We start from the raw sequence: 24,480 nt of genomic DNA on the forward strand, positions 1-24,480 counted from the left end.
CGGGCCTTAATGGTTGTTCACAAAGCATTGTTTATTGCACCCTGGGATGCTGTTGGCTTAGATCAACGCGTCTGCGGATAACGTAATATAAAACGCGCGCCTCCCAACGGCGAGCGTTCTACTTTACAACTGCCCTGGTGCCATTGTTGTATCCGTCTGACAATCGCCAGACCAAGTCCGGCCCCTCCGCGTTTTCTGTCCCGTCCTGCATCAGGTCTGAAGAAAGGTTCAAAAATTTTGTCTTTGTCGGCTTCTTCCACGCCCTGGCCGTCATCGTCCACCATCAGACGAATTTCGTCTTTATCTGTTTCAATACTGACCAGAATCCTGCTTTTGGCATGGCGCATGGCGTTCTGCATAATATTTTGCAGCGCCCGCTGCACAAAGTACCCATCAGCCAGCAACTCAGCATCGGATAATTGCAATTCGAGCTTAATATGTGGCGGGCAGTTGGCTGCCATGCGATTGGCTAGTCCTTCCACTAATTCCGCCAGTGGTAGGGTCGAGTAATCCATCTCCGGTGCGGTATTTTCCATGCTGGCGTAATCGAGCATTTCCTGCACCAGTCGCTCCAATTCTTCAACATCCCGTGTCATATCCTGCCAGGGGGCTGAGCCGGGTGGTGGCTCCATGGCCAAAGCAAACTTCAGGCGTGACAATGGCGTACGAAATTCATGTGCCACGGCTCCAGTGAGTTCCCGTTGATTCTGCACTAACTGTTTGATTTGTGTTCCGAGCTGATTGAATGAATGCATAATGCTGGACAAAGCCGACGCTGAACCGACGGAAATGGCGGGCAGTGAACCATCCTGACGCAAAGAACGTGAGGCTTCTCGTAACTTGGATAAGTCGCGCCAAAGCGGCCAGGTCCATAGTGACAGAAGTAAAGCCAGCAAAGCGAAAAACACACCGCTATACAACCAAACATTTAACTGACTGGGTTGATCAGGATGATAAATCTGCAGAAGCTGATTGTTGCGGCTGTCGAGGATGTATAGCTGCTGCCCATATTCATCGTCGAACAACACCAGGGGCTGGCCATTTTGCAGTTGTTCAGCCATGTCTTGCGGCCAGGCAATGCTGTCTACATCCAGACGGTCAAGTTTAAGCCCGAAGGTGTCTAGCTGGCTGGGTAAATTTTCTGGTAGCGAAAGTTGTTGGCTAACAAAGGCAGCCGTGGCTGCAACCCAGGGGTCCAGCTTACTGTCGTTCTCCAGGAATACTTTGTCCAGAACTGCCGCCAGCCCAACTAAAGACAGCACAATAAAAACATACAGGCTGACGAATAGTCTGCCCATTATCTAAACCTGAAGAGTGACAAAGACTGCCTGCATATTAATCCCAGGCATCGGCCACAAAGAAGAAGCCTTTGCCCCAGATCGTTTTAATGCGCTGTGGGTTTTGCTGATTATCACGTAATTTTTTGCGCAATCGCGAAATACGTACGTCGGCTGAACGGTCCAGGCCGTCATATTCACGACCGATTAAATCCCGGTAAATCTGTTCACGGTCAACTAACTGTGACGCGTTTTCCGCCAGCATCCATAATAAATCAAATTCATGGCTGGTCAGTTGAATGGGCTCTTCCCCAAGCATGACCTGTCTGGAGGCGCTATCGATACGCAGACTACCGAACTTCAGTTTGCTGGCAGGCTGCGGGCTACCAGTTGGTTTGACTCTCCTGAGTAAGGCATGGATACGGGCCAGCAATACACGAGGCTCGACGGGTTTGATCACATAGTCATCGGCACCCAGCTCCAAGCCCAGCACCTGATCATAGTTTGTATCTCTGGCCGTAAGAAACAGAATAGGGCCGTTGAAGGACTGGCGTAAAGAGCGGCAGAGCATAAAGCCATCTTCACCTGGCAGCATCACATCCAGCAAAATAATGTCTGGCTGTTGTTTGCGTACTTGCTGAAGTAAGTCGGTACCATCGGCAAATTGCACAACATCCAACTGTTGGTTACGCAAAAATTCCGCCGTTAACTGGCTTAATCTCTCGTCATCTTCTACCAGAAAAACTTTTGCCATCAGAATAAACTCCAGGGCTTACGTACACGCTGGCGAACAGCACTCAGTGCCTTTACTTCCAGTGTCTCTGTCAATAAGTCGCGGTCATCCTGCCGCATACTGATAACCGAATCTTCACTGTAACTCAGGCTTAAACGAATATGTTGCCGTGGGGTCTGCCAGCATTGCAACTGCTCGTCACTGAGAAACAGACAGCTGTCAGGAGGTAAGTCCCCCCATATTTGAATATCCAGTTGCAATTGGCAGGCTTCCCCCAGCTCTTTAACAATGCAGACACTAGGCTTAACACGCCATCCCAGGTCCTGCGCTGCCACTGACAAATGCCAGCCACTGACTGCCATTAATATCAGCAGCCGGTACCAAACCGGCTTCAACCTTGAGTCTCTTCAGAAGTGGTAGGCGGCACCGACAAAAATTCCTCTAATCTTGCTTTCATCCAACAACGGGCTGGCCGTCATCCCTTTATGCAGTTCTGTCCAGGTCAGGCTGCCAATCAGTCGCCAATGCTCAGCTATGGGACGGATAACCTGAATTGACAGAGAAGGATACCAGCCGGAACGGGCTTCATAATAGAGGGAAGTGTCAACCTCGTCGCGATCATCCAGACCGTAATAATAATCTACCAGTTTTGTGCTTTTCCATACCAGTGATGGTGTGGCAACCCAGGTCCAGTGACCGGTTTGCCAGGACAGGCTGTAGCTAAGCTCGGCTTGCTGACCATGGTGAACCTTACCAACGTCTGTCACCATACTGGCCTGAAACTCGCCTGATTCATGGCGAAGGTGCAGCCTGACGCCACCATTAACAGACCAACGCCGGGTGGCCACGTCATCTTTGGAAACGGTACGCTTTACTTCCATCGAGGGGCCAATAAAACCAGACCCCAATGCCATATTAGAGAATAGATTGGCAGGGTGCCAAAAGGCAAAGTTAGCGGCTTCCTTGTTTAAATTAACGAAGCCTTCCAAAGCGAAGGTGCCATTATCAATAACCTGATAACCTACTTCATCATTATCCAGATAGAAGGCCTCGCCATACCAGGCGATATCGGGTAGAACCACCAGCGGAATATTATCGCCGTCAACCAGAGGATTGCTTCGGACGCCCGCCCCGATGGCCACACCCAACTGCCACTGCCCCTTTTCAATACATTGGCTTTCACAGGCAATAGCAGAGGGACCAGCCATTAGGCCAACCAATACAATCCACAAACCAACCCGCAACGTCATGACAGCTCCTGATACACCGGCAGACAAGGGTAGCAGAGGCCAAGGCCGGACTCATCTATGAATTACAATTATTCACAAATGCTGTCAAATTCGATCTGACCGAAGGAAGGCCAGAAGCTAGGATTGTGTTGTCGGTTTATGGCTAGGAAGCCTGCAGTTACCGACACAGTGCAAGAGCAGGTAACTTAATCCTTTACCTGTGTTGTGGTTGGCCGGTTCTACCGGCCTTTTTTATGTTCAGGATGAACGGTATGCCTTGGGTTCATGGAGGAACAGGAGCGGCGATGTTCAGGATGAACGGGACGAAAAGCTGCTCCTGCATTTTCGTCACTTCCGCCCTCCTTGGAGGTCGTATGCCGTGGGTTCATGGAGGAACAGGAACGGCGATGTTCAGCAAAAATTCAGTTGTATCCTGTAGACTCATACTCATCGTTCAGACATTTGTGCAGAGGTAAGAGTATGAAACAGGTTACCCGTTCCTTATTGTTGGCTACTACTTTAATGAGTGTCAGTGGTGTCAGTCTGGCCAAGGCCGATGTAGAGATAAACTGGCAGGATCCCGACCGTTATACGGATGTACACCCTGCCAATGAATCCAGAGTAAAGTTCAGAGAAAGAACCTTTGCCGAGATCCAGGAGTACGTAGAAAAGCTGGCAGAGAAGCTTCCCGATGGGCAAAAATTACAGTTGAATGTCACTAATCTGGATTTAGCCGGTCAGGTCTGGCCAGGCAGTTTTGTTGGCCTGAACAGTCCCTCTGATGTGCGCCTAATTAAACGTATTGATATTCCAAGGATGAAGTTTGATTACAAACTATTGGACGCCAGTGGTGAGCAGATCAAAGGTGAGGAAGTGGATCTTAAGGATATGAGCTTTCAGGACAGAGTGAACCCGCTGTTTAACAGTGAATCACTGCGCTACGAGAAAAATATGATTCGGGAATGGTTTAATGAGGCGTTCGCCGACATATTACCTAAAGAATAAACCCACAAAGCCAGGCTCCGCCTGGCTTTGTTTTGGTTAAAGCATTTTTTCAATAGACTTATATAACTCCGTCGCTTTTTCAGCGGACAAGTTATTGCTTTGCGCAGACGGCCCGACGCTGCTGGATACCCTGACAAAATCACTGCTGCCATCCTCGGCATCGTCCTGTTGTTTGTCCTGGCTGGCTGGGCGTGTTTGTTGCTGGGCTTGCAGATTCTGTTCAGTCTGCTGCAATATCCTGGCCTGGGGGGACAGTTCCACCTTGGGTTGTCCGGCGCCGATACCAAAGGCAACAGGCTTTTCCTCTGCCGCGCTGACCGACTGTTGGCGGAAAGATGAATTTAAACTTGTGTTGGTTGCCAGTACTTCCATTACAACCTCCCCTTGATGCTTCGCACTTAGTTCAGTTCCATCAGATTTCAACGGAACCTGTATAAGTATGCACCAGGCAGGCTAAAAAACAACCTGCTCGCTTAGCCTTTCAGGCTGTCTTTAAAACCGGCCAGGGTAGAAAACAACAGTTCCATTTTGCGCACGACGTTGGCTAGTTGGGGCTCAAAGGTTTCGGTATCTGTCTGGTTTTCGAGAGTAACGATATCGCGAGCCAGTTCTTCAACATAAGGCCCAAACCTTTTACTTTGAACCTCAAATCCAGCGTCATCGGCAAACACCTGCTGGAATTTTCCCTGGCCTTGCTGATGCAGCTTGGCCAGTGACTGGTCGGCGTCCAGCGCGCGCCGATAGATGACCTGCATGTTGTCTTTGAGTTTATCCAGGATGCTTTGCATGGAAAAAATTCACTTTTTTATTAAAGATGCGCTAAGGCATGCCGATAAGCTGTCGAAGGTGGGCAATTCTGCCCGCTTTTAAACTCAGTCTCAAGCTGTAAGAGGAACAGGTATGGAACTACAAGGTGCTTCTACCTCTGGAATGTCCGACGTGTCGGCAGAACTTCGCTCTGCAAAACTTGCTAAAAATCAGCAGGAACAAGAGGGCAAAGCCGCACTTCAGTTGCTGGATTCAGCTTCTGGCGTACCCAAAGCTTCTTCGGCAAATCCTGCGTTGGGATCGACTATCGATACCTTCGCCTGATTGGCAGCCCGACCCTGGCCAGGCTTGCCTGCGTTAGGGATGAAGATGTAAGTCGACGGGCGTCTTGCCGGGCTGGTGACCAATTTCTCTGACGAGTTTGGGCACCAGGTATCCCGGCAGGCGCTTTATCATTCCTGCCATTATTTGCCTTGCCTGGCTGTCATCCACCGCAAAATGCGCCGCGCCTTGTACCTTGTCCAGCAAATGCAGATAGTACGGCAGTACGCCAACAGCAAATATTGCTTCACTAAGCTCCACTTGAGCCTGCACAGAATCGTTCACACCTTTTAGCAATACAGCCTGATTCAGCAAAGTAACACCGGCAGCACGTAGCTTGTGTAGCGCTTCTTCGAGCTTTTTATCCACTTCGTTGGCATGGTTGATATGCAGCACCATGACAGGGCGCAGACGGCTGTCGGCAAACCAGCCAAGTAGCTCATCAGTTATCCGCGCCGGAATTACCACCGGTAGCCTGGTATGCAGGCGCAAGCGTGTTACATGCGGAATGTTTGCAACCTCCTGGCTAAGCCAGGCGAGGAAATCATCTTTGGCCATCAGAGGGTCGCCACCTGAGTAGATAACCTCGTTAATCTCCTGATTGGCGCGAATATAGTTCAGTGCCTGTTGCCATCCTTGCCTGGAGGGGGCGTTGTCTGCATAAGGAAAATGGCGGCGAAAACAATAGCGGCAGTTTATCGCGCAGCCACCGCGAATAATCATCAGTACCCGACTTTGATACTTATGCAATAAACCCGGCACGGCACTTTGCTGTTCGTCCAGTGGGTCTGTACTGTATCCCGGTGTTTCAAGCAGTTCTTCTTCCAGGGTGAGCACTTGGCGTAGCAGGGGATCACTGGCATCGCCTTTTTTCATCCTTTCAACAAAAGGTCTTGGCACTATCAGCGGAAATAGTTTTCTGGCGGCAAAACCGCTGCTAAAGGCTTCTGCAGGCAACTCCAGCGCCTCCAGCAATTTGCCTGGATCGCGATATGCTAAAGCCAATTCTTTTTGCCAGGAAGTCTCTACAGCGGGGACAATTTTAGGTATTATCTGCGCCAATAACGTGCTCTCAAAACGTAATGGGGAAAAGATGGCATTTTACAGCACAAACGAATTCAAAGCTGGACTAAAAATCATGCTCGACGGTGAGCCATGCAACGTCCTCGAAAACGAGTATGTCAAACCCGGTAAAGGCCAGGCCTTTAACCGGGTTAAGATCCGTAAGCTGATTTCTGGCAAAGTGCTGGAGAAAACCTTCAAATCAGGCGATACCGTTGAAGGTGCCGATGTAATGGATCTGAGCCTGTCCTACTTGTATACCGACGGTGAATTCTGGCACTTCATGAACAATGACACCTTCGAGCAGATTGCTGCTGATAAGGCCGCAGTAGGTGACAATGTTAAGTGGCTGGTAGAAAACGACCCTTGCACTATTACCTTGTGGAATGGTTCGCCTATCACTGTCACACCACCTAACTTTGTGGAACTGGAAATTACCGAAACCGATCCCGGCCTTAAAGGCGATACTGCCGGCACCGGTGGTAAGCCTGCCACCTGCAGCACTGGGGCGGTAGTGCGCGTGCCTTTGTTTGTGCAGACCGGCGAGGTGATTAAGGTTGATACCCGCAGCGGCGAGTATGTTTCCCGGGCGCAGAAGTAACACCTAAACTTGCTTTGAAAGCCCACTTCAGGTGGGCTTTTTTCATTGTTGCAGATATTGAGTTCAACATGGCACCTTCATCAGTTTCCTGGCGGCCAACGGCCAGCATCGACATCTTGCAAAAACGCGCCGAGTTAATGGCGGCAGTACGGTTATTCTTTGCCAGGCGCGGTGTTTGGGAAGTGGAAACCCCCTGTCTTTCAAGTGCCACAGTGACGGATGAGCATCTGCAAGGCTTTAGTACTGAATTTGTTGGGCCAGGGGCAGCACAAGGGCGTACCTTATACCTGCAAACCTCGCCTGAATACGCCATGAAGCGGTTATTGGCGGCAGGCAGTGGCGCTATTTTTCAGATATGCAAAGCCTATCGCAATGAAGAGTCGGGGCGTTGGCACAACCCGGAATTCACCATGCTGGAGTGGTACCGGCCCGGTTTTGATCATTTTGATTTAATGCAGGAACTGGATGAGTTGGTACAACTGATTTGCAGCACAGAACCGGCTGAGCGAGTCAGCTATCAACAAGTGTTTATGCAGCATGTCAAGCTGGACCCGTTATCCTGCCATCTGGCTGAGCTTAGGCAGGCCGCTGCTCAATTGGGGCACGGCGAGTTGGCAGACAACGAGACAGACCGGGATGTGCTGTTACAACTGCTGTTTTGCGATGCGGTTGAACCACAAATCGGTCAACAGCGACCTTGTTTTGTCTATGACTTTCCTGCCAGTCAGGCCGCATTGGCTAAACTTAATCCTGATGATCCACGCGCAGCACAGCGCTTTGAACTGTATTTCCGCAATCTGGAACTGGCCAATGGCTTTCACGAACTGGACGACGCCGGTGAGCAAAAGGCCAGATTCGAGCAAGACAATCTGAAAAGGCGCTCGCAGGGCAAGCAGGAAAAACCCATAGATCCCATGCTGTTGCAGGCACTGGAAGCCGGCATTCCCTCCTGTGCCGGAGTGGCAGTAGGGTTGGACAGGTTGTTTATGCTAGCGTTGGCGCAATCCAGCATCAGTGATGTGCTGAGTTTTGATGTAGGAAATGCCTGAGCATGAGACTGAATGACGCCCAGGACAAAGCTGTAAAATATATCTCAGGACCTTGCCTGGTATTGGCTGGCGCTGGCAGCGGTAAAACCCGCGTTATTACCAACAAGATTGCCTATCTGGTCAGGGAATGTGATGTGCCCGCTCGCGGTATTGCGGCGGTAACATTCACCAACAAAGCCGCCCGGGAAATGAAAGAGCGGGTGGCGCAGACCCTGGGTAAACAGGAAGCCAGGGGCCTGAAGGTGTCTACCTTTCATACCATGGGCCTGAATATTATCAAGTCAGAAGTAAAAGCCCTGGGGTTAAAGGCGGGGTTTTCCCTGTTTGATGATAAAGACAGTCTGGCGCTACTAAAAGACCTGACGCAGGAGCAGTGGGACGGTGACAAAGAGCAGCTTGCGCTGCTGCAAAGCTGCATTTCCAACTGGAAGAATGACCTGATTCTGCCCGAGCAAATGCAACGAGCCGCAACATCTGCTGGTGAAAAGGAGTTTGCCGAGTATTACCTGCGCTACCAGCAAAATCTGAAAGCTTACAATGCCCTGGATTTTGACGACCTGATCCTGATGCCAACCCTGCTGCTGCGGCATAACGAAACGGTTCGGCACAAATGGCAGAACAAAATTCGTTATCTGCTGGTGGATGAATATCAGGATACCAATACCAGTCAGTATGAACTGGTCAAGCTGCTGGTCGGGGAGCGGGCGCGCTTTACCGTGGTTGGCGATGATGATCAGTCCATTTACTCCTGGCGCGGTGCCAAGCCACAGAATCTGGTGTTGCTGCAGAGTGATTTCCCCAAACTCAGGGTGATTAAACTGGAGCAGAATTACCGTTCATCGGGCCGTATTCTGCACAGTGCCAACATTCTGATTCAGAATAACCCCCATGTGTTCGACAAGAAGCTGTTTTCTGAACTGGGTTATGGTGAACCGCTGAAGATACTGCAGGCCAAAAACGAGGAGCATGAGGCAGAGCGGGTGGTGGCCGAGCTGATGGCACACAAGTTTATGAATGGTACGCAGTTTAAGGACTATGCCATTTTGTACCGGGGCAATCACCAATCCAGACTGTTTGAAAAGACGCTGACCACTAACCGAATTCCTTACAAAATCAGCGGCGGTACGTCCTTTTTTGCCAAGGCTGAGATTAAAGACATTATGGCTTACTTGCGCTTGCTGGTGAATCAGGACGATGACAATGCCTTGCTAAGGGTGATTAATGTGCCTGCCAGGGGGATTGGCCGGGCTACTCTGGAAAAACTAGGCAACTTTGCTAATGAACTGCATGAGTCATTGTTTAGCGCATCCTGCCATGGGCAATTGCATAGTGTGTTATCCGGCAAAGCCCTGACGGCGGTACAGAATTTCAGTCGCTGGTTGGTGGAACTGTCTGACCAGGCTGTGCGGGGGGATACCACCCAAGCCATCCGCGACATGATCAAAAGCATGCATTACGAAGAATATCTGTATGAGTCCAGTGCCAGTCCCAAAGCCGCAGAATGGGCCATGAGCAATATCAGCACGCTGTTTGGCTGGATCAACGACATGCTGGAAGGCAATGAGCTCGACCCGCCTATGAGCTTGCAGGAAGTGGTAAACCGGCTGATTTTGCGCGATATGATGGAACGGGGGGAAGACAGTGAGGAGTCCGATCAGGTACAGCTAATGACCCTGCATGCATCAAAAGGCCTGGAGTTTCCTTATGTGTTTATGGTGGGGATGGAAGAAGGTCTGCTGCCGCATCAAAGCAGTATCGATGAGAACAATATAGAGGAAGAACGACGTCTGGCATACGTTGGTATCACCCGTGCCCAGCGAGAGCTATTTTTCACCCTTGCGAAAGAGCGTCGTCAGTACGGCGAAGTAATAAACCCGGAGCCCAGTCGATTCCTGTATGAACTGCCACAGGATGATCTGGTTTGGGAGCATAAAAAAGTTAAGGACAGCGCCGAGGTCAGACAGAAAAAAGGAGAGGTAGGGATCGCCAATCTGAGAAACTTGCTTAAACGCTGATTTTTCGGCTGGGTCCGCTGGTCAGTAATTCCATACGTTGAGACGGCATCACAAAACTACCCTGACCGAACTGGCAACCAATTTCCCGCAATGCGTCAAACTGGGCCTGTGTTTCAATGCCTTCGGCTATCAGTTTAAAGCCAAGGTGTTCGGCAATGCTGATAACGGACTGAATCATCTTCAGGTTCTTCTCTGACCTGGGCAGGGACTTAACAAAGCGATGGTCCACTTTCACATAGTCAAACGGGTAGGAATACAGGTAGGAAAGTGATGCCAGGCCGCTGCCAAAATTGTCCAGTACCAGTGTGACGCCGGCCCGCTTGAGCTTCTTTAAGGCAGGCAGAATATGAGTGGAGCGCTTATTCAGGTCGTTCTCGTCAAATTCCAAGACCAACTGTGCGGGGGAAATTCCGGCCGCTTCCACCTGCTCCAACATCTGGGTGACTAATTTATTCTGCAGCAGATGATTAATGCTCAGGTTCAGGGCCACGCGTACAGGTTGTTTGGCCATACCCTGCATCTGGCTCAGGCATTCGCAGGCCCGTTCCAGCATAAAATTATCCATTTCTATGGTCAGGCCGCTATGCTCGGCAACTTGCCAGAATTGTTCGCGCTTCACCTTACCCAAGGTTGGGTGCTGCCAGCGGATATAGCACTCCAGATATACCCAATCCTGATTGTCCAGATTAACCGCAGGCTGACAGTAGCACTCGAACAGACTTTCTTTGAGCATGCGGCGGAACTCACTTTCCAGCTCAAGTTCTTCCAACAGACGTTCCCGCATACTACTGTCGAAGGTCATAAAGCGGCCACGGCCTAATGCCTTGGCCTGATACATGGCGGCATCGGCATCGCGAATCACTTCTTCGGCCTTTTTGTACCAGCTTTGAATAAAAGCAATACCGATACTGGCCCCTGAGTACATTTCCTTATCGTCCAGTACAAAGGGATTAGACAGTAAATCAATGATACGGCTGGCGACTTCTTCGGCGTCTTCTTCGTGTTCCAGACTGTCCAGTAATATCACAAACTCATCGCCGCCCAACCGTGCCAGCAAGTCATGGCCACGAATACACTGACTAAGGCGTTTGGACACCTCAATCAGGAACATATCGCCAGCATGATGGCCGATGGTGTCGTTGATTAATTTGAATCTGTCCAGGTCAATAAACAGTACGGCAAAGTTGTGGTCAGGGTGGCGTTTTTTATTGGCCACCGCCAGTTCCAGTCTGTTACTGAACATAACTCGGTTGGGCAGATCGGTGAGGGCGTCGTGATGAGCGTCATGGATTAACTTCAGCTCTATCTCTTTACGTTCTTCTATCTGCTTTTTCAGGTGCTGGTTGGTTTTATACAGCTCCTCGGTACGTTCCTTAACCTTCTCGGCCAATTGCAGATTAATGGTCTGCAAGGCGTCGGCTACCCGCTTGCGCTCCATGGCAACGGCAATATGGTGGGACACAAATTTCAGTAGTTCCAGATCTTTTAGGGTGTAGCCTTTCTTGCTTTCATAGGTCTGTACGGCAATCACGCCGGAAATCTCGCCATCTACCACCAGGGGTGAACCCAGCCAGGAATTGTCACGCTGGATCATCTTGTCGCTGACCCGTTTATCCAGCTCGCCTTGTTCGGTTAACAATCTGGAGCGCTGCGCGTCAATCAGGGCAGCCTGGCCATTGGTGAGCACATATTCGGTCAAGCCTTTACCCAGGGGACGCGGGGCGATACTTTGCTCAAGCTCATCGCTGAAGTAGGGAAAATTCAGCAGATTCTGCTGTTTATCCCAAATGGCGATGTAACAGTTAGGGGCACTGAGTAGTCTGGATAAAATGTCATGCAGGCTGGAATAGAAGTCCTGCATATCGCCTTCCACATTGGCAGACAGTTCGGAAATCTCAAATAAGGCCTGCTGCAGTGACTCTATTTTTTGTCTTTCCTGGATTTCATCCTGCAGCTCTTCGTTCATCTGCCGCAACTGGCGAGTGCGCTCGCGGATGGTCTTTTCTGTGATCTCACGGTTTTTCACCCTGTCCAGGGCATTGACGATATGCTGAGACACAAATACCAGAAATTCCAGATCCTGCTCTGTGTATCGTATCGACTCATCATAGCTTTGCACTACCATGGCACCTACGGTTTGTGCGCCACGTTTGAGGGGAACGCCCATCCAGTCGACCGGATCAGAGCCCAGTTCTTCCACTTGAATATGTTTTAACCGCTGGTGATAGTTTTCCTGAGTCAGAAACAAGGCTTCGCCACTGCGCAGCAGGTATCCGGTCAAACCTTTGTTCAATTCTGCAGAAGGCATCTGTCGCACTTCCAGCTCATCGAACTCGTCGACAAAATAGACAAAATCTACCAGCTCGGCGGTTTGGTCATACAAGGCAACAAAGAAATTACGGGCATTCATCATGCCACTGATAATGTCGTGAATGGCGGGATACAGACGAGACAGCTCGCTAACGGAGTTTGCAAGCTCAGAAATATCAAACAGGGCCTTCTGCAGGGCTTCTGCCTGTTTATATTTTTCTGTTAGTTGCTGCAGTTCTGGCACAAGAGCGCGTAACTCTTCAATGCTCATAGACTCAGCGAGTTTTTCAGGTGCCATGTTGCCTTTGTTAAGCGAATTGCTTTAGGTGTTATAGTTTATTGGTCGCTAACCGGCCAAAAATAGCGCAATTCAAACAAAAAGACCACCAAAAAGGTGGTCTTGCATATAGCCAAAAAGCCTTTGTCGGCGGTTTTACAGCCCTTCGATCATATGTTCGATAGCGGCTTTAATTTCTTCATCCGAGCAGTTACCGCATGTCCCTTTTGGCGGCATGGCGTTGAAACCGTTGATGGCATGATTCAACAGCGTATCCATCCCTTTGGCGATACGATCATTCCAGCCTGCTGCATCACCGGCTTTCGGTGCGCCCATAACGCCAGTACCATGGCAGGCAAAGCAGGACGATTTAAATACGTCTGCACCAGAACGGGGACCTGATGCGGCAGCGGTTTGCGCCTGAGCACCTGCCACGTGAATTTGCCCAACAGGTTTGATGCGGTCTTTAATCGCATCACGAGCCATGTCGTCGGCCTGGCCAGCGAATACTCCCAGCAGACCTGCACCCAACACCAGTAAAGCTTTAATTTTCACAACCTACTCCCGCACCGATTCTGGTCTTTCATTAGATGTATGTTTTGGGCTCAGATTATAACGGTTAATCGGTGCCCTACAACCATTTATACACTATTAGTGTGGTCTTTATTGCCCTTACCTGCGGTTATACCCACCTTATGCTTGGCCAAGGTTATCTACAGGATTGATTTCAACTGTCTAATCAGGCATAGTACGCGGCCTCCAGACATCCCGTCTTGCTCTCGTGGTGAAATGGATATCACGTGGCCCTCCGGAGGCCAAGTTATAGGTTCGATCCCTATCGAGAGCGCCATACCTTTCAAGGCTTTTTACGATAGTTTTCACTATCAGAATATTTTCCGTGACCACAATTGGTAAGGCCACTAGATGCCAAGCTTAAGTCTAAGCTCGAATTCTTCACTGGTGGTAAAGCATTCCCTGGCTAGTAAAAATGTCTAAGAATATCTAGAAATGTCTAAGCTATTGCTTGCTAGACATTCTCCAAATCTTACCTTCGCTCTCAATCCAGCCCTCTTTTTTCAGGGCTTGTTACAGATTTTTGATCTTGTGGTGTTTCTGGGGGGCGTCCAATACATCAGGCAATTTGTCTAAAAGTAGCCCGTCAATGTCTACAGGTCTTGCTGTACCGAATTTGTCCAAATATTCGACAATAAGTTGTTTGTAGTGATGGTCATCAAAGGCTCTGTTACGAATATATTGGGCCCTGTCTCCACTATGATCCGCCAGTTGCGCTGGAATATGATAGTTAGGCTTACGGCCTTCGATCAGTCTAAGAGCCTTGAGGTGTTTGGCCTGACCATCCGTGAGTGGTTTAGGTTTTTGTACCCGATCCAGCAACAGAATGTGTTCCAATGTCAGGTCTGGGTATTCGGCCAGCTTTCTGGCGTAGGCTATATCTGCGACTCGACCAATGATGGTGACTTGAACGCGATTATCCTTTAGCTCGTATTCCGGCAGAGGGAAGTAACGTTTCTTTTGAATGAGGAACATCTTGCGAATGCGCTGCCAATGGTATCAATCATGTTCAAATTGACCATACATCGGTTAAAAAACGATTGCGGTAATGGAAGTGCAAAGGCGGCGGAGTTGAACGACTTCCCCTGGTCACTCCACCTTGAACTTATTTAATACTCAAACCAATTATCCGTATATGCGTATAAATTTATTTTTATACTCAAATGCGTATAAAATTTGACTTATCTCCATTTGCGTATAAATTGTATTTTATACCCACTTGCGTATAAGGCAGCGAACAATGAAAGTGACGGATCCGAAAACACTCTCGGTATATCTGCGGGACGAGCGCAAACGCCGTGGTATCAGTCAGTCTCAGGTTGCAGATCTAGTTGGGTTAAGGCAAGGAACGGTTTCCCGTTTTGAATCTTCTCCGGAAAAAATGCAACTCGATACGCTGTTCCGTTTATTGTCGGCTCTGGAATTGGAACTCTCCGTTACCCCTAAAGGTTCAATCAAACCTGAAGAGAATGATGATATCTCCGGCGCGGGTAAAACATGGACTGAGGAATGGTAATGAACACACTGGATGTGTATATGAATGGTTATTGTGTCGGTTATTTCGGTCGCGATAATGCTGGTGCCCATTCATTCCGCTATGAGCACTCCTGGATTGAACAGGAAGGGGCGCGGCCAATTTCTTTGTCGTTGCCATTACGCCGTGAGGTCTATAAAGGCCAGGAAGTCATCAATTTTTTTGACAACCTACTACCCGATAATGACGAGATTCGTGACCGTGTGGTTGCCCGTTTCCATGCCGATTCAGGTCAAACGTTCGATCTGTTAGCGGCAATAGGGCGAGACAGTGTGGGTGCCTTACAGTTTGTTCCTGCGGGCAAAAAACCGGGGACTATTCGCCAGTTAAATTACCAAACACTCAGTGAAGAAGCGTTGGAGCGCATACTGTTGGGATACCAGTTCCGCGCCCCACTTGGCATGTTGCGTGAGAACGACGACTTCCGGATTTCCATCGCAGGGGCGCAGGAAAAAACCGCATTGCTTAAAATTGGCGAGCACTGGTGTGTGCCGACAGGCAACACACCTACTACCCACATAGTAAAACTACCCATTGGGAAAATTCAAAGCCACGACCATACGATTGATTTAAGCGACAGCGTCGAAAATGAAATGCTTTGTTTACGCATCGCCCGGGAATTTGGTTTTGATGCACCCAATTGTGAAATTATTAACACCAAGAAAATCAGAGCATTGGCGATTGAACGCTTTGATCGCAAATATGCCAGCGATGGCAGTTGGATAATGCGCTTACCGCAGGAAGATTATTGCCAGGTATTCGGCCTGCCCTCGGCCAGAAAGTATGAATCGGATAAAGGTCCTTGCATTGCCGATGTGATGAAGCATCTGCAAGGCTCAGCCAATGCAGTGCGAGATCGCGACGTATTTATGGGCGCACAGGTACTGTTTTTTTTGTTGGGCGCCACAGATGGACATGCGAAGAACTTTTCAGTGCGTATTGATCCATTCGGTGCATACAGATTGACGCCGCTTTATGACATTCTTTCCGCTTATCCCGCCATTGGCGGCACAGGTCTTAATCTTAGAGATCTGAAGCTCGCGATGAGTTTACGCGGAAGCAGTGGCAAAAAATGGAAAATCTCACAGATGTTTCGACGACATTTTCTGGCTACAGCAAAACAAGCAGAGTTCAGCCAATCCAGAATGGACGCCATCATATCCCGCATGTGCGAGCAAGTGGATGGCGTTATTGAAAAAGTTCAACAGGCATTACCTGCTGATTTTCCTGAGCGGGTAGCACAACCCATTTTTGAGGGAATGCAAGAGCGAAAACATCGTTTACTGCTTAAGCCAGCTAGCTGTTTTCCCCCAAACTGATTTGCTCAGCAGTGACCAGCAAACGCCAGGGCGTATTGGCCGCCAGCGAGTCATAAGGGTAACAGGTGGTCAGATACAGTCCGCTGTGGTGTAAAAAGCCGGTGTCGGCCTGATGTACCACGCGCATTTCTTTTACCTGAAAATGCTGCCATGTGCCGTTTTGTAGTTGCATGCGAAATTGCTCCCCTGTTTTCAGGTGCTGCAGAAAAGCAAAATGGGTGTCGTTATGCCCGGCAATTAATACGCCTTTTTCGGCACTGTTGCCCAGCTCACCGCTGGCCAGCAAGTGGCCGGGGCCAAAGGCCAGATTGCGGCCACTGGCACCCGACAACACCGTTAGGCGCTGATGCTGGTGCGGAAAATCCAGCTGCGCGACGACATGGGTATCGGCATAAAACCAGGGTTTAACTTTGCTGTCTGGTTCGGCCAGGGCCTGCTGCCAGGCGTCACTAATCAGGTATTGGGCCAGCCACGCTTTAGCCTGCATATGGCCACCTGTGGCCAACAGAACCAGACCAGACACCAGCAAGGAGTAAAAGAGTAATGAGCGCCAGTTGCTTAACGGATCCATCTGCGTGCTCCCACAAAGCTCAGTATCAGCAGCATGCCCAGCAGCAATTGCAGACGGCTTTGTCCGTCGGTTTGTGGCAGGGTTAAGGAGCCTGCGTCGGGCAGCGCGTTGGGTACCTGAATATTCTGCGTAGCTGGCTGGCCTGAAGGCACGGTTTCCACGGCAACAAAGGCGGTGAAGGGGCTCAGCAATTGAAACTGCAAGGCCAGTTGTTCGACGCTGGATTTAACCTGCTGTTCAGGGTTGTACAGCAGTAGTGATTTGATTTTTTGTCTGGCCCATAGCCTGGCAATGCTGTCTCCTTTGCTTTGCAGGGTGGGGGTTAAACCAATATGCAACGGGCCAAGCGGGGTTTGGCCGGTAAGGGTAATGTCACCCGGACTATCCGGCAGTTTGATGGCCGCCATTAAGGGCTGACCAAAATACAAATCGGGCAGCGGATTGGGCCAATACGTCAACATCTGTCCGCCGCTGCTTAGCGACAAATTGACAATGGCCGGGTGATGCAGGCGATTAAACAATGCCTGCATTTTTTCCTGCACTTCAAAGGTGGCGCCAATAAAAGTGTAGGAGCCCCGGCCAACATCCGCCGCTCTGTTCATAAACAGGCTGTTTGGGGCACTGCCGATACCTACAGTGAACAGGCGGCTGTCACCCAGTTGCTGGCGGATTTTCTCAAACAGCTGAGCTTCATTGCTGACACTGCCATCGGTCAGAAACACCACTTGTCGCACTCTGTCATTTTGTTCACTCCCATCCAGCACCACATCCAGGGCCTGGGCTATCTCAGTGCCGCCGTCGGCTTCCAGGCTATGGACAAAGTCTCTGGCCATGCGCAGATTGGCTTTATTGGCCTCTAGCGGGCGCATACTGAGAGGATTGAGCCGGTGATTGAAGCCCAGGATATTAAAGCTGTCCTGGGCATCCAGTTGAGTTAAGGCAAATAACAACGCCTGTTTGGCCTGCTGCATTGACTGGCCATGCATAGAGCCAGAGGTATCAATCACAAAGATAGTTTCTCTCGGCAGACGTCGTGCGGCGGTAAAGCTGTCGGCCGGCGGTGTCAGCATCAGCAGCGCGTAGCGTTCACCCTGTTCGGTTTGCTGCACCAAGAATGCCGCCTGGCTGTCCTGCTTTAGTCTTGGGGTAAAGCGCAGGACTAAATCTTTGTTCATCTGTGGGTCGGTAAGGGAGAGCCGGTAACGGCCAAAGGCCGGGTTGTCCAGCGCCAGTGGTTGTTCACCCGCGCTGACTTTGGCCAGTTCCAGGCCTAAATCCATGTCCAACTCCAGGGTAAGGCCCGCATTGACTGGTTGCGGCTTGGCACTCTGGCTGAAAAGTGGTGCTATCCAACCCCTTGGTTGCGCGGTATTGTCAGCGCTGGCTGGCTCGTCTGTATCCGGCATTTTCATCACCATGGGGTGATAACGTGGGGTAATGGTGACCGGGAAACGCACAGAAAACTCACCGTCGGCGAAAGCCAGGGTTTGTTGATAATGCAACTCCACCGAAATGCTCTGGCCCGGTTCAATATTCGCCACGTCGGTAACGAACATATTAGCGCGCTGCTGGCGCACCAAAGCCGCTTTTTTGCCTTCTTGGCGTGCTTGTTGGTAGGTTCGCGTGGCTTCAGCTTTTTTGTCTATTTTGCCCTGAATGCGCCGCTCGCCTACCACTAAGGTCATGGCATACACGGCACTGTCATCTGGTAGTGGGAACACATAGCGGCCATTGACCGCAAAGGGGTTGTCATTGCGATACCGCTGAGTGACTCTGACCTGATTAATCAGGCCTGTGGTCTGCATCTTCACATCGGTGTTAAGGATAATTCCGGGCGCTACGGCGTCGCCCTGAAGGTTGAACAGTTCCAGTTGAGGAGACGTTGCCCATACCGGGTAGCTGCACAATATAGTGAGCAGGCTTATCAGTAAGCTTGTCCTGCCTATTGGGTAAACATACATTGCGGGTTTCCAATGAGGTGAATTCAGGCTTATTGAAGCAATGACCAATGGCCGACAGAGGGCGAAAAAAAGGCAATACCGGGAACAATTATGACAACATTCTGGCAACGCCTGGCAATGTAGAATAAATACAGCTAATGGCTGTCCCTGAAATTCGTTGTTTGTCATTGCGAGCTTGATCACCGAAGATAGCCGCAATATTCCCCCGGGTGCCCAATCATGACCGACAGAACCGCGCAAACCGGCGTGCTCCTTGCCATCGCCGCTTACACTATGTGGGGCTTTGCCCCCATGTATTTCAAACTGCTGCTGGACGTGCCAGCTACCGATATTTTGCTACACCGCATTGTCTGGTCCATGTTGGTTCTTGTGATTCTGGTGCTGGTTTCAGGGCAACTGCCTAAAGTAAGGCAGGCCATCGTCAATCCCAGAGTGATGAAGGTGCTGTTGATTTCAGGTTTGCTGTTGGGGGGGAACTGGTTGTTATTTATCTGGGCCATCAATAATGATCATTTGCTCGACGCCAGTCTGGGGTATTACATCAACCCGCTGCTGAATGTGGCCCTTGGCCGCCTGTTTCTGGGGGAACGCCTGCGTAAGTTGCAAAAGTATGCGGTGGCCCTGGCATTGTCTGGTGTGGCGATTCTGGTGCTGTCCTTTGGTCAGGTTCCCTGGATTGCCCTGGCACTGGCGGGAAGCTTTGGTATCTACGGCCTGCTGCGTAAACAAGTGGCGGTAGATTCTCTGCCCGGCCTGATGCTGGAAACCCTGCTGATGATGCCCTTTGCCATGGCCTATTGGATTTGGCTGGCCAGCCCGGCCAGCAATATGTTCAGCAACAGCTGGGATCTTAATACCATTCTGATCTGTGCTGGGCTGGTTACCACCGCACCATTGTTATGCTTTACTGCGGCGGCCAGGCGCATTATGTATTCCACCCTGGGCTTTTTTCAGTATATTGGCCCCAGCATCATGTTCGTGTTGGCGGTATTTTTGTACAACGAGCCGCTGCATCATGAACGTCTGATCACCTTTGCCCTGGTCTGGACCGGTCTGGCACTGTTCAGCTTTGACTCTTACCGGCACTTTCGCAACAGCCGCAAGGCCATGAAGCAAAAACTGGCCACCCAGGAATAAGGTATTGATCCAACACGCCGGTTAAGCCGGCGTGAGTCTGGCGTAGGCCAATACCAGCCATTTGCTGCCAACGTCGCTGAAATTTACCTGCACCCGGGCGTGCTCGCCTGAACCTTCGTAATTCAGAACTGTGCCTTCACCAAATTTAGGATGCAGCACCCGCTGCCCCAGTTGAAAACCGGTACTTTCAAACGCCATATGCGAAGTGGCCGGGGTAAAGCGGTTTTGTACCGGTCTGGATACCTGAGTGGCCCGCAGACGGATTTCCTCAATACAATCAGCAGGGATTTCACGGATAAAACGTGAAGGGGTGTGGTATTTATCCTGGCCATACAAACGGCGGCTTTCCGCATAAGTGATATATAGCTTTTGCATGGCGCGGGTCATGCCCACATAACAAAGCCGACGCTCTTCCTCTAAACGCCCCGGCTCTTCATTGCTCATCTGACTGGGGAACATGCCCTCTTCCACCCCGGCAATCACCACCAACGGAAACTCCAGACCTTTGGCACTGTGCATGGTCATCATCTGCACCGCATCCTGATGACTGTCTGCCTGGGTTTCACCGGCTTCCAGAGAGGCATGGGCCAGAAATGCAGACAAGGGGGTCATACCTTCCGCTTCATCCGGGGCGACAAACTGCTTACAGGCGGTCACCAGTTCTTCCAGGTTCTCGATGCGGGCCTGAGCTTTTTCACCTTTCTCCGCCTGATACATGGCATACAAACCAGAAGCCTTGATGGCCAAATCGGCTTGTTGTTCCAAGGCCAAACCGGGCAAATCTTCCTGCAGTTTGAGCACCAAATCGACAAAACCCTGCAATGCATTGGCGGCGCGCCCTGATAGGCGTTTTTCCCGCAGCATCAGCAAGGCAGCCTGCCACATGGATTGCTCGGTGGCTTTGGCCGCTTCACGCACCTGCTCCAGGGTACGCTCGCCTATGCCACGGGCCGGCGTATTAACCACCCGCTCAAACGCAGCGTCATCCAGCGGTTGATTGGCCATACGCAAATACCCTAGTGCATCTTTGATTTCCTGGCGTTCAAAGAAGCGCAGGCCACCGTAGATGCGATAGGCCAGGCCTTCGTGCAACATACCCTCTTCCAATACCCGTGACTGTGCGTTATTCCGGTAAAGTACTGCGCAATCACTCAGTGCCCCGCCTTTTTCCTGCCAGCCACGGATTTGCGACACAATAAAACGGGCTTCATCCAGTTCGTTAAAACCGGCGTACAGGGAAATGGGTTCCCCTTCACTGCCCTCGGTCCAAAGCTCCTTACCCAGCCGACCACTGTTATTTTCAATCACGGTATTGGCCGCCTTGAGGATCTTGCCGGTGGAACGATAATTCTGTTCCAGGCGAATGGTGGTGGCGCCGTCAAAATCCCGCAGAAAATGCTGGATATTGTCTACATTGGCACCACGCCAGCCATAAATGGACTGATCATCGTCGCCCACTATCATCATATTGTTGGTCGGGCAGGCCAGCATGCGCAGCCAGGCATACTGGATATTGTTGGTATCCTGAAACTCGTCTACCAGAATAGCGCGGAAGCGTTGCTGATAATGTTGCAGAATGCGTGGATGATTAACCCACAGTTCATGAGCCCGCAACAGCAGTTCGGCAAAATCAATCAAACCGGCCCGGTCACAGGTGTCCTGATAAATCTGATAGATCTCACGCATTTTAGTTTGTGTGGCATCACCGTGAGTCTCTAAATGCTGTGGACGTAAGCCTTCGTCCTTGTTGCCATTGATGTACCACTGAATATGCTTGGGCGACCAATGCTTCTCATCCAGATTCATGCTCTTCAACACCCGCCGAATCAGGCGGTGCTGGTCGTCAGAATCGAGAATCTGAAAGTTCTCCGGTAAGCCGGCTTCCTGATGGTGGGTGCGCAGCAGCCTGTGTGCCAGACCATGGAAAGTACCTATCCACATGCCCTGCAATGAGGAACGCATCAGGCTTTCTACCCGATTGCGCATCTCACGTGCTGCTTTGTTGGTAAAGGTTACCGCCAGAATGCCATATGGCGAAATGCCTTCCACATCCATCAACCAGGCCATGCGATGCACCAACACCCGGGTTTTGCCACTGCCAGCGCCCGCCAGTACCAGCATATCACTGGGTGGCGCGGCAACGGCCTGGCGCTGTTTATCGTTCAGGGAATCGAGCAGGGCAGATACATCCATCGGGTTTGGCTGGCAGTTGAGTGATGGCGCCAGTATATCAGTTGTACTGTGTATTTATACATTCATTTGGCAGCATCGAACGTTAGATGGGTGCTCTGCTTAGAATTCAAACAAGCTGTCTGGCTGCAAAACAGCCAATTACCAGGCGGGAGAATATTTTTCAGCCCCTATTGTGGAAATATCCTTGCGCACATTAGAATCTGCCGTTGGCGTTTTACGGCAGCACCTTCAGTGTGTTGTCTGCCAGTTCAAACTGCCCATCTTAGAACACGCTCTAATTATTACTGTCAATTTATTTGCGGAGTCTGTATGCAAAGACTGCGGGATCTATCGCGTCTTGTTGAGGCTGTGTATGACGAACTCGATCATACCTTCGGAACCTATCAACGTAACTCTGGGTTGGCCTGTCGCCCCGGATGTGGTGCTTGCTGTAACAATCCGGAAATTGAAGCCACACCACTGGAAATGTTACCCCTGGCCCTAACTTTCTATGATCAGGGCCGGGCAGAGCAGGTGCTGGCTGAGCTGGAGGCTTACTCAGGGTTTGCCTGTTATCACTATGTTCGTCATTCGTTGGATGGCATCTTGGGGCAATGTGGGGTGTATCAGCAGCGGCCGGCTATTTGCCGTATGTTTGGTGCCGCTGGTGTAAAGGGTAAACAGGGGGAAACCCGATTATCGGTGTGTCGTACCATTAAGCAGGATCATAGCGACAAGTACCAGCAAACCCTGATTACCATGTTAACTGAGCCTGCGCCTAAAATGGCGGAAGGCAAGGACAGGGTCAGACAATTGGACTATGCCCTGGGTAAGCAGGATATGCCTATTAATCAGGCGCTTAAAGTCGCGATTGAGCGAGTGCTGTTTATTGCTTATTACAGTGGTTTTGAACAGACCGAAGAAGTCGCATAATAGAAGAACTAAAACGGCCAGGGTTTAAATCAAGACCAATAGTTCTTCAAGCTTATGCAGGTGCAAATGTGGCAAGGGGCCGGACAGCTCCTCGCTTAACAGCATCGGTCGATTGACGGCAAACCAGGCGGTTTGGTAACCGGCCTGTAATGCCCCGAATACATCGTTATACAGGTTATCCCCCACATGTAAGATGGTATTTGGTGAGCAAGCCAGGCGCGAAGCCGCCAGGTCAAACATGGCACGATGGGGTTTCATTGGCTGTGACAGGTTGGCACGCAGGCACACCTGAAAGTAATCGCTAATACCAATACGCTGAATATCTACGTTGCCGTTGGTAATGGCCAGTAAAGGCACTTTTTCGGCAAGCCTGGCGAGTACAGAACAAATGTTCTTATCTACCTGAAAGTGGCTGCGCTCTGCATAAAAGAAGGCAAAGGCTTCCTGTACCGCTTTATCCAACTCCTGATTGCGATAGCCACAATGATATAAGCCTTTATTTAATACCGTCAGGCGCAACTGGCCCATGTCATTCTGAAGCTGAGGGTGCTCTTGCAGTGTCTGATGTTTGATGGTCTGCCAAAACTTACTGTCCGTGCCGGCAGTTGCGGCATAGGAAGAATGTAAAAAAGCCAGCAGCGCTTGCTCGGCCCGCATCAAAATGGGCTTGTTGTTATACAGGGTGTCATCAAGATCAAAGGTAAGGGCGCAGGGGCGTTGAAAAGGGCGATAGAAAATCATTTATTCTTCTTTGCTCTTGGGTGCGCACCATCATACACCTGGGCCAGGTGCTGAAAGTCCAGATGAGTATAAACCTGAGTGGTGGACAGATTGGCGTGCCCCAGCAATTCCTGCACGCCGCGCAAGTCACCGCTGGACTCCAGTAAATGGGTCGCAAAAGAGTGGCGCAGTTTATGCGGATGTACAGGTTGGGCCATGCCCTGTTTCTGTGCCCACAGGTTCATACGTTTGGCAATCTGACGCGAGGTAATCCGCTTATTTTGCTTACTGACGAACAGGGCTGGCTCATCAGCAGGGGCTAATTGCCCCCTGACTTTCAGCCAGGCATCCAGGCATTGTCTGGCCTGACGGCCTATGGGCAGTTGCCGCTGCTTGCTGCCTTTACCCAGTACCCGCAGCTCGCGCTCTCGTACATCGAGTAAATTCAGACCGGTAAGCTCGGCTAAACGCAGCCCACAGCCGTAGGTGAGTTCAAGCATGGCCTTGTCACGAATCGCCAGAATGTCATCACCAGGCTCAAAATCCAGCAGATTGCTCATTTCATCCACATGCAGTTGTTTGGGCAACGGTCGCCCGCGTTTGGGGGCCTGCACCCCCGTGGCTGGATTAAGAGACAATTGCTTCATCTGTACCAGATATTGACAAAAGGTGCGTAGCGCCGACAGTCGCAGTGCGATTGAATTGGCACTTAGTCGTTGCAACCTGGCTTTGTTCAACACCTGGCGAATATGCTCGGTCTGCAGCTGTGACCATTGCTCAATGGGCAGCTCCTGTGCAGACTGGCGCAATTGCCGGGCGTAGTTTTCCAGGGTCTTTGGCGACAGATTGCGTTCGTAACGCAGATGCGCCAGAAAGGCATCCAGCCATTCTTGCAGGGCCGGGGTAAGCAAGA

The 24,480-nt window shown here is 50.6% G+C and carries 24 protein-coding genes and 1 tRNA gene; 10 read left to right on the forward strand and 15 right to left on the reverse strand.

Features of this window, described 5'->3' with window-relative positions; genetic code table 11:
• Positions 1–62: 62 nt before the first annotated feature.
• Genes ABD028_RS21915 through ABD028_RS21930 form a run of 4 tightly spaced genes read right to left on the reverse strand, consistent with a single transcriptional unit; the run spans position 63 to position 3,260 of the window.
• A complete protein-coding gene (locus ABD028_RS21915) occupies positions 63–1,298 on the reverse strand; it encodes an ATP-binding protein (RefSeq protein ID WP_343847484.1) in 1,236 nt (411 codons plus the stop codon).
• 37 nt (positions 1,299–1,335) lie between these two features.
• The gene (locus ABD028_RS21920; protein WP_343847485.1) at positions 1,336–2,031 is read right to left on the reverse strand and encodes a response regulator; all 696 of its coding nucleotides are present in this window, start codon (positions 2,029–2,031) and stop codon (positions 1,336–1,338) included.
• Complete coding sequence (locus ABD028_RS21925) at positions 2,031–2,405, reverse strand: DUF3019 domain-containing protein (protein ID WP_343847486.1); 375 nt, start codon at positions 2,403–2,405, stop codon at positions 2,031–2,033. The genes ABD028_RS21920 and ABD028_RS21925 overlap by 1 nt, the downstream gene beginning before the upstream one ends.
• Positions 2,406–2,417: 12 nt before the next feature.
• A complete protein-coding gene (locus ABD028_RS21930) occupies positions 2,418–3,260 on the reverse strand; it encodes a MipA/OmpV family protein (RefSeq protein WP_102794430.1) in 843 nt (280 codons plus the stop codon).
• 459 nt (positions 3,261–3,719) lie between these two features.
• Here ABD028_RS21930 and ABD028_RS21935 point away from each other — a divergent pair, with 459 nt between their 5' ends.
• Positions 3,720–4,244, forward strand: coding sequence for a DUF3016 domain-containing protein (locus tag ABD028_RS21935; protein WP_102794428.1), 525 nt, complete (start codon positions 3,720–3,722; stop codon positions 4,242–4,244).
• 36 nt (positions 4,245–4,280) lie between these two features.
• Here ABD028_RS21935 and ABD028_RS21940 read toward each other — a convergent pair whose 3' ends face one another.
• A complete protein-coding gene (locus ABD028_RS21940; protein ID WP_343847487.1) occupies positions 4,281–4,616 on the reverse strand; it encodes a hypothetical protein in 336 nt (111 codons plus the stop codon).
• A 101-nt stretch (positions 4,617–4,717) separates the two neighbouring features.
• A complete protein-coding gene (locus ABD028_RS21945) occupies positions 4,718–5,032 on the reverse strand; it encodes a hypothetical protein (protein WP_102794426.1) in 315 nt (104 codons plus the stop codon).
• A gap of 112 nt (positions 5,033–5,144) precedes the next feature.
• Here ABD028_RS21945 and ABD028_RS21950 point away from each other — a divergent pair, with 112 nt between their 5' ends.
• Positions 5,145–5,336: a hypothetical protein gene (locus tag ABD028_RS21950; RefSeq protein ID WP_102794425.1), complete on the forward strand. Its 192-nt coding sequence runs from the start codon at positions 5,145–5,147 to the stop codon at positions 5,334–5,336.
• 33 nt (positions 5,337–5,369) lie between these two features.
• Here the strand turns inward: ABD028_RS21950 and epmB are convergent, their stop codons facing one another.
• Positions 5,370–6,395, reverse strand: a complete 1,026-nt coding sequence (epmB, locus tag ABD028_RS21955; protein ID WP_343847488.1) for an EF-P beta-lysylation protein EpmB — start codon at positions 6,393–6,395, stop codon at positions 5,370–5,372.
• Between the two features lie 31 nt (positions 6,396–6,426).
• On the opposite strand from epmB, the gene efp reads away from it, so the two are divergent.
• The 3 genes from efp (at position 6,427) to rep (ending at position 10,060) form a co-directional block, all read left to right on the forward strand.
• Positions 6,427–6,996, forward strand: coding sequence for an elongation factor P (gene efp / locus ABD028_RS21960; protein ID WP_102794423.1), 570 nt, complete (start codon positions 6,427–6,429; stop codon positions 6,994–6,996).
• Positions 6,997–7,064: 68 nt separating this feature from the next.
• The gene (epmA, locus tag ABD028_RS21965) at positions 7,065–8,045 is read left to right on the forward strand and encodes an elongation factor P--(R)-beta-lysine ligase (RefSeq protein WP_343847489.1); all 981 of its coding nucleotides are present in this window, start codon (positions 7,065–7,067) and stop codon (positions 8,043–8,045) included.
• Positions 8,046–8,047: 2 nt separating this feature from the next.
• Positions 8,048–10,060, forward strand: coding sequence for a DNA helicase Rep (gene rep / locus ABD028_RS21970; RefSeq protein ID WP_343847490.1), 2,013 nt, complete (start codon positions 8,048–8,050; stop codon positions 10,058–10,060).
• Here the strand turns inward: rep and ABD028_RS21975 are convergent.
• The gene (locus ABD028_RS21975; protein ID WP_102794420.1) at positions 10,050–12,668 is read right to left on the reverse strand and encodes a sensor domain-containing phosphodiesterase; all 2,619 of its coding nucleotides are present in this window, start codon (positions 12,666–12,668) and stop codon (positions 10,050–10,052) included. The two genes, rep and ABD028_RS21975, sit on opposite strands and share 11 nt — an antisense overlap.
• Positions 12,669–12,803: 135 nt before the next feature.
• Positions 12,804–13,202, reverse strand: coding sequence for a c-type cytochrome (locus tag ABD028_RS21980; RefSeq protein ID WP_343847491.1), 399 nt, complete (start codon positions 13,200–13,202; stop codon positions 12,804–12,806).
• A 220-nt stretch (positions 13,203–13,422) separates the two neighbouring features.
• Between ABD028_RS21980 and ABD028_RS21985 the strand changes: the two genes are divergently transcribed.
• Positions 13,423–13,497 (forward strand) — tRNA-Arg (locus tag ABD028_RS21985).
• A 236-nt stretch (positions 13,498–13,733) separates the two neighbouring features.
• On the opposite strand, the gene ABD028_RS21990 is transcribed toward ABD028_RS21985, so the two are convergent.
• Complete coding sequence (locus ABD028_RS21990; protein WP_343847492.1) at positions 13,734–14,195, reverse strand: hypothetical protein; 462 nt, start codon at positions 14,193–14,195, stop codon at positions 13,734–13,736.
• 265 nt (positions 14,196–14,460) lie between these two features.
• Here ABD028_RS21990 and ABD028_RS21995 point away from each other — a divergent pair, with 265 nt between their 5' ends.
• Both ABD028_RS21995 and ABD028_RS22000 read left to right on the forward strand, forming a co-directional pair.
• A complete protein-coding gene (locus ABD028_RS21995) occupies positions 14,461–14,736 on the forward strand; it encodes a helix-turn-helix domain-containing protein (RefSeq protein ID WP_102794418.1) in 276 nt (91 codons plus the stop codon).
• Entirely contained in the window at positions 14,736–16,073 is a 1,338-nt protein-coding gene (locus ABD028_RS22000) for a type II toxin-antitoxin system HipA family toxin (RefSeq protein WP_343847493.1), read from the forward strand. Before ABD028_RS21995 ends, ABD028_RS22000 begins: the two co-directional genes overlap by 1 nt.
• Here the strand turns inward: ABD028_RS22000 and ABD028_RS22005 are convergent.
• Positions 16,051–16,644, reverse strand: coding sequence for a class GN sortase (locus ABD028_RS22005; RefSeq protein WP_102794416.1), 594 nt, complete (start codon positions 16,642–16,644; stop codon positions 16,051–16,053). The two genes, ABD028_RS22000 and ABD028_RS22005, sit on opposite strands and share 23 nt — an antisense overlap.
• Positions 16,632–18,605, reverse strand: coding sequence for a marine proteobacterial sortase target protein (locus ABD028_RS22010; RefSeq protein WP_102794415.1), 1,974 nt, complete (start codon positions 18,603–18,605; stop codon positions 16,632–16,634). The genes ABD028_RS22005 and ABD028_RS22010 overlap by 13 nt, the downstream gene beginning before the upstream one ends.
• A 219-nt stretch (positions 18,606–18,824) precedes the next feature.
• Here ABD028_RS22010 and rarD point away from each other — a divergent pair, with 219 nt between their 5' ends.
• On the forward strand, positions 18,825–19,742 hold the full coding sequence (rarD, locus tag ABD028_RS22015) for an EamA family transporter RarD (RefSeq protein ID WP_343847494.1): 918 nt from the start codon (positions 18,825–18,827) through the stop codon (positions 19,740–19,742).
• A gap of 21 nt (positions 19,743–19,763) precedes the next feature.
• On the opposite strand, the gene uvrD is transcribed toward rarD, so the two are convergent.
• Positions 19,764–21,935 carry a DNA helicase II gene (uvrD, locus tag ABD028_RS22020; RefSeq protein WP_343847495.1) on the reverse strand — a complete coding sequence of 724 codons (2,172 nt, stop codon included), beginning with the start codon at positions 21,933–21,935 and terminating at the stop codon, positions 19,764–19,766.
• 309 nt (positions 21,936–22,244) lie between these two features.
• Between uvrD and ABD028_RS22025 the strand changes: the two genes are divergently transcribed.
• Positions 22,245–22,847, forward strand: a complete 603-nt coding sequence (locus tag ABD028_RS22025; protein WP_343847496.1) for a YkgJ family cysteine cluster protein — start codon at positions 22,245–22,247, stop codon at positions 22,845–22,847.
• Positions 22,848–22,871: 24 nt separating this feature from the next.
• Here ABD028_RS22025 and ABD028_RS22030 read toward each other — a convergent pair whose 3' ends face one another.
• Positions 22,872–23,588 (reverse strand): HAD-IA family hydrolase, encoded by a 717-nt coding sequence (locus ABD028_RS22030; RefSeq protein WP_343847497.1) that lies wholly within the window; start codon positions 23,586–23,588, stop codon positions 22,872–22,874.
• Complete coding sequence (xerC, locus tag ABD028_RS22035; RefSeq protein WP_102794410.1) at positions 23,585–24,478, reverse strand: tyrosine recombinase XerC; 894 nt, start codon at positions 24,476–24,478, stop codon at positions 23,585–23,587. The genes ABD028_RS22030 and xerC overlap by 4 nt, the downstream gene beginning before the upstream one ends.
• Positions 24,479–24,480: the final 2 nt, after the last annotated feature.

Source organism: Bowmanella denitrificans, assembly GCF_039522935.1.
Taxonomy (GTDB): Bacteria; Pseudomonadota; Gammaproteobacteria; order Enterobacterales; family Alteromonadaceae; genus Bowmanella; species Bowmanella denitrificans.

Coding starts and splice junctions, on each gene's coding strand:
- ABD028_RS22025 (WP_343847496.1), top strand. CDS start 22,245: ATGCAAAGACTGCGGGATCTATCGCGTCTTGTTGAGGCTGTGTATGAC.
- uvrD (WP_343847495.1), bottom strand. CDS start 21,935: ATGGATGTATCTGCCCTGCTCGATTCCCTGAACGATAAACAGCGCCAG.
- ABD028_RS21935 (WP_102794428.1), top strand. CDS start 3,720: ATGAAACAGGTTACCCGTTCCTTATTGTTGGCTACTACTTTAATGAGT.
- ABD028_RS22000 (WP_343847493.1), top strand. CDS start 14,736: ATGAACACACTGGATGTGTATATGAATGGTTATTGTGTCGGTTATTTC.
- ABD028_RS21930 (WP_102794430.1), bottom strand. CDS start 3,260: ATGACGTTGCGGGTTGGTTTGTGGATTGTATTGGTTGGCCTAATGGCT.
- ABD028_RS21920 (WP_343847485.1), bottom strand. CDS start 2,031: ATGGCAAAAGTTTTTCTGGTAGAAGATGACGAGAGATTAAGCCAGTTA.
- rep (WP_343847490.1), top strand. CDS start 8,048: ATGAGACTGAATGACGCCCAGGACAAAGCTGTAAAATATATCTCAGGA.
- rarD (WP_343847494.1), top strand. CDS start 18,825: ATGACCGACAGAACCGCGCAAACCGGCGTGCTCCTTGCCATCGCCGCT.
- ABD028_RS21950 (WP_102794425.1), top strand. CDS start 5,145: ATGGAACTACAAGGTGCTTCTACCTCTGGAATGTCCGACGTGTCGGCA.
- ABD028_RS21975 (WP_102794420.1), bottom strand. CDS start 12,668: ATGGCACCTGAAAAACTCGCTGAGTCTATGAGCATTGAAGAGTTACGC.
- ABD028_RS21940 (WP_343847487.1), bottom strand. CDS start 4,616: ATGGAAGTACTGGCAACCAACACAAGTTTAAATTCATCTTTCCGCCAA.
- ABD028_RS21915 (WP_343847484.1), bottom strand. CDS start 1,298: ATGGGCAGACTATTCGTCAGCCTGTATGTTTTTATTGTGCTGTCTTTA.
- ABD028_RS22030 (WP_343847497.1), bottom strand. CDS start 23,588: ATGATTTTCTATCGCCCTTTTCAACGCCCCTGCGCCCTTACCTTTGAT.
- ABD028_RS22005 (WP_102794416.1), bottom strand. CDS start 16,644: ATGGATCCGTTAAGCAACTGGCGCTCATTACTCTTTTACTCCTTGCTG.
- ABD028_RS21990 (WP_343847492.1), bottom strand. CDS start 14,195: ATGTTCCTCATTCAAAAGAAACGTTACTTCCCTCTGCCGGAATACGAG.
- ABD028_RS22010 (WP_102794415.1), bottom strand. CDS start 18,605: ATGTATGTTTACCCAATAGGCAGGACAAGCTTACTGATAAGCCTGCTC.
- efp (WP_102794423.1), top strand. CDS start 6,427: ATGGCATTTTACAGCACAAACGAATTCAAAGCTGGACTAAAAATCATG.
- ABD028_RS21945 (WP_102794426.1), bottom strand. CDS start 5,032: ATGCAAAGCATCCTGGATAAACTCAAAGACAACATGCAGGTCATCTAT.
- epmA (WP_343847489.1), top strand. CDS start 7,065: ATGGCACCTTCATCAGTTTCCTGGCGGCCAACGGCCAGCATCGACATC.
- ABD028_RS21995 (WP_102794418.1), top strand. CDS start 14,461: ATGAAAGTGACGGATCCGAAAACACTCTCGGTATATCTGCGGGACGAG.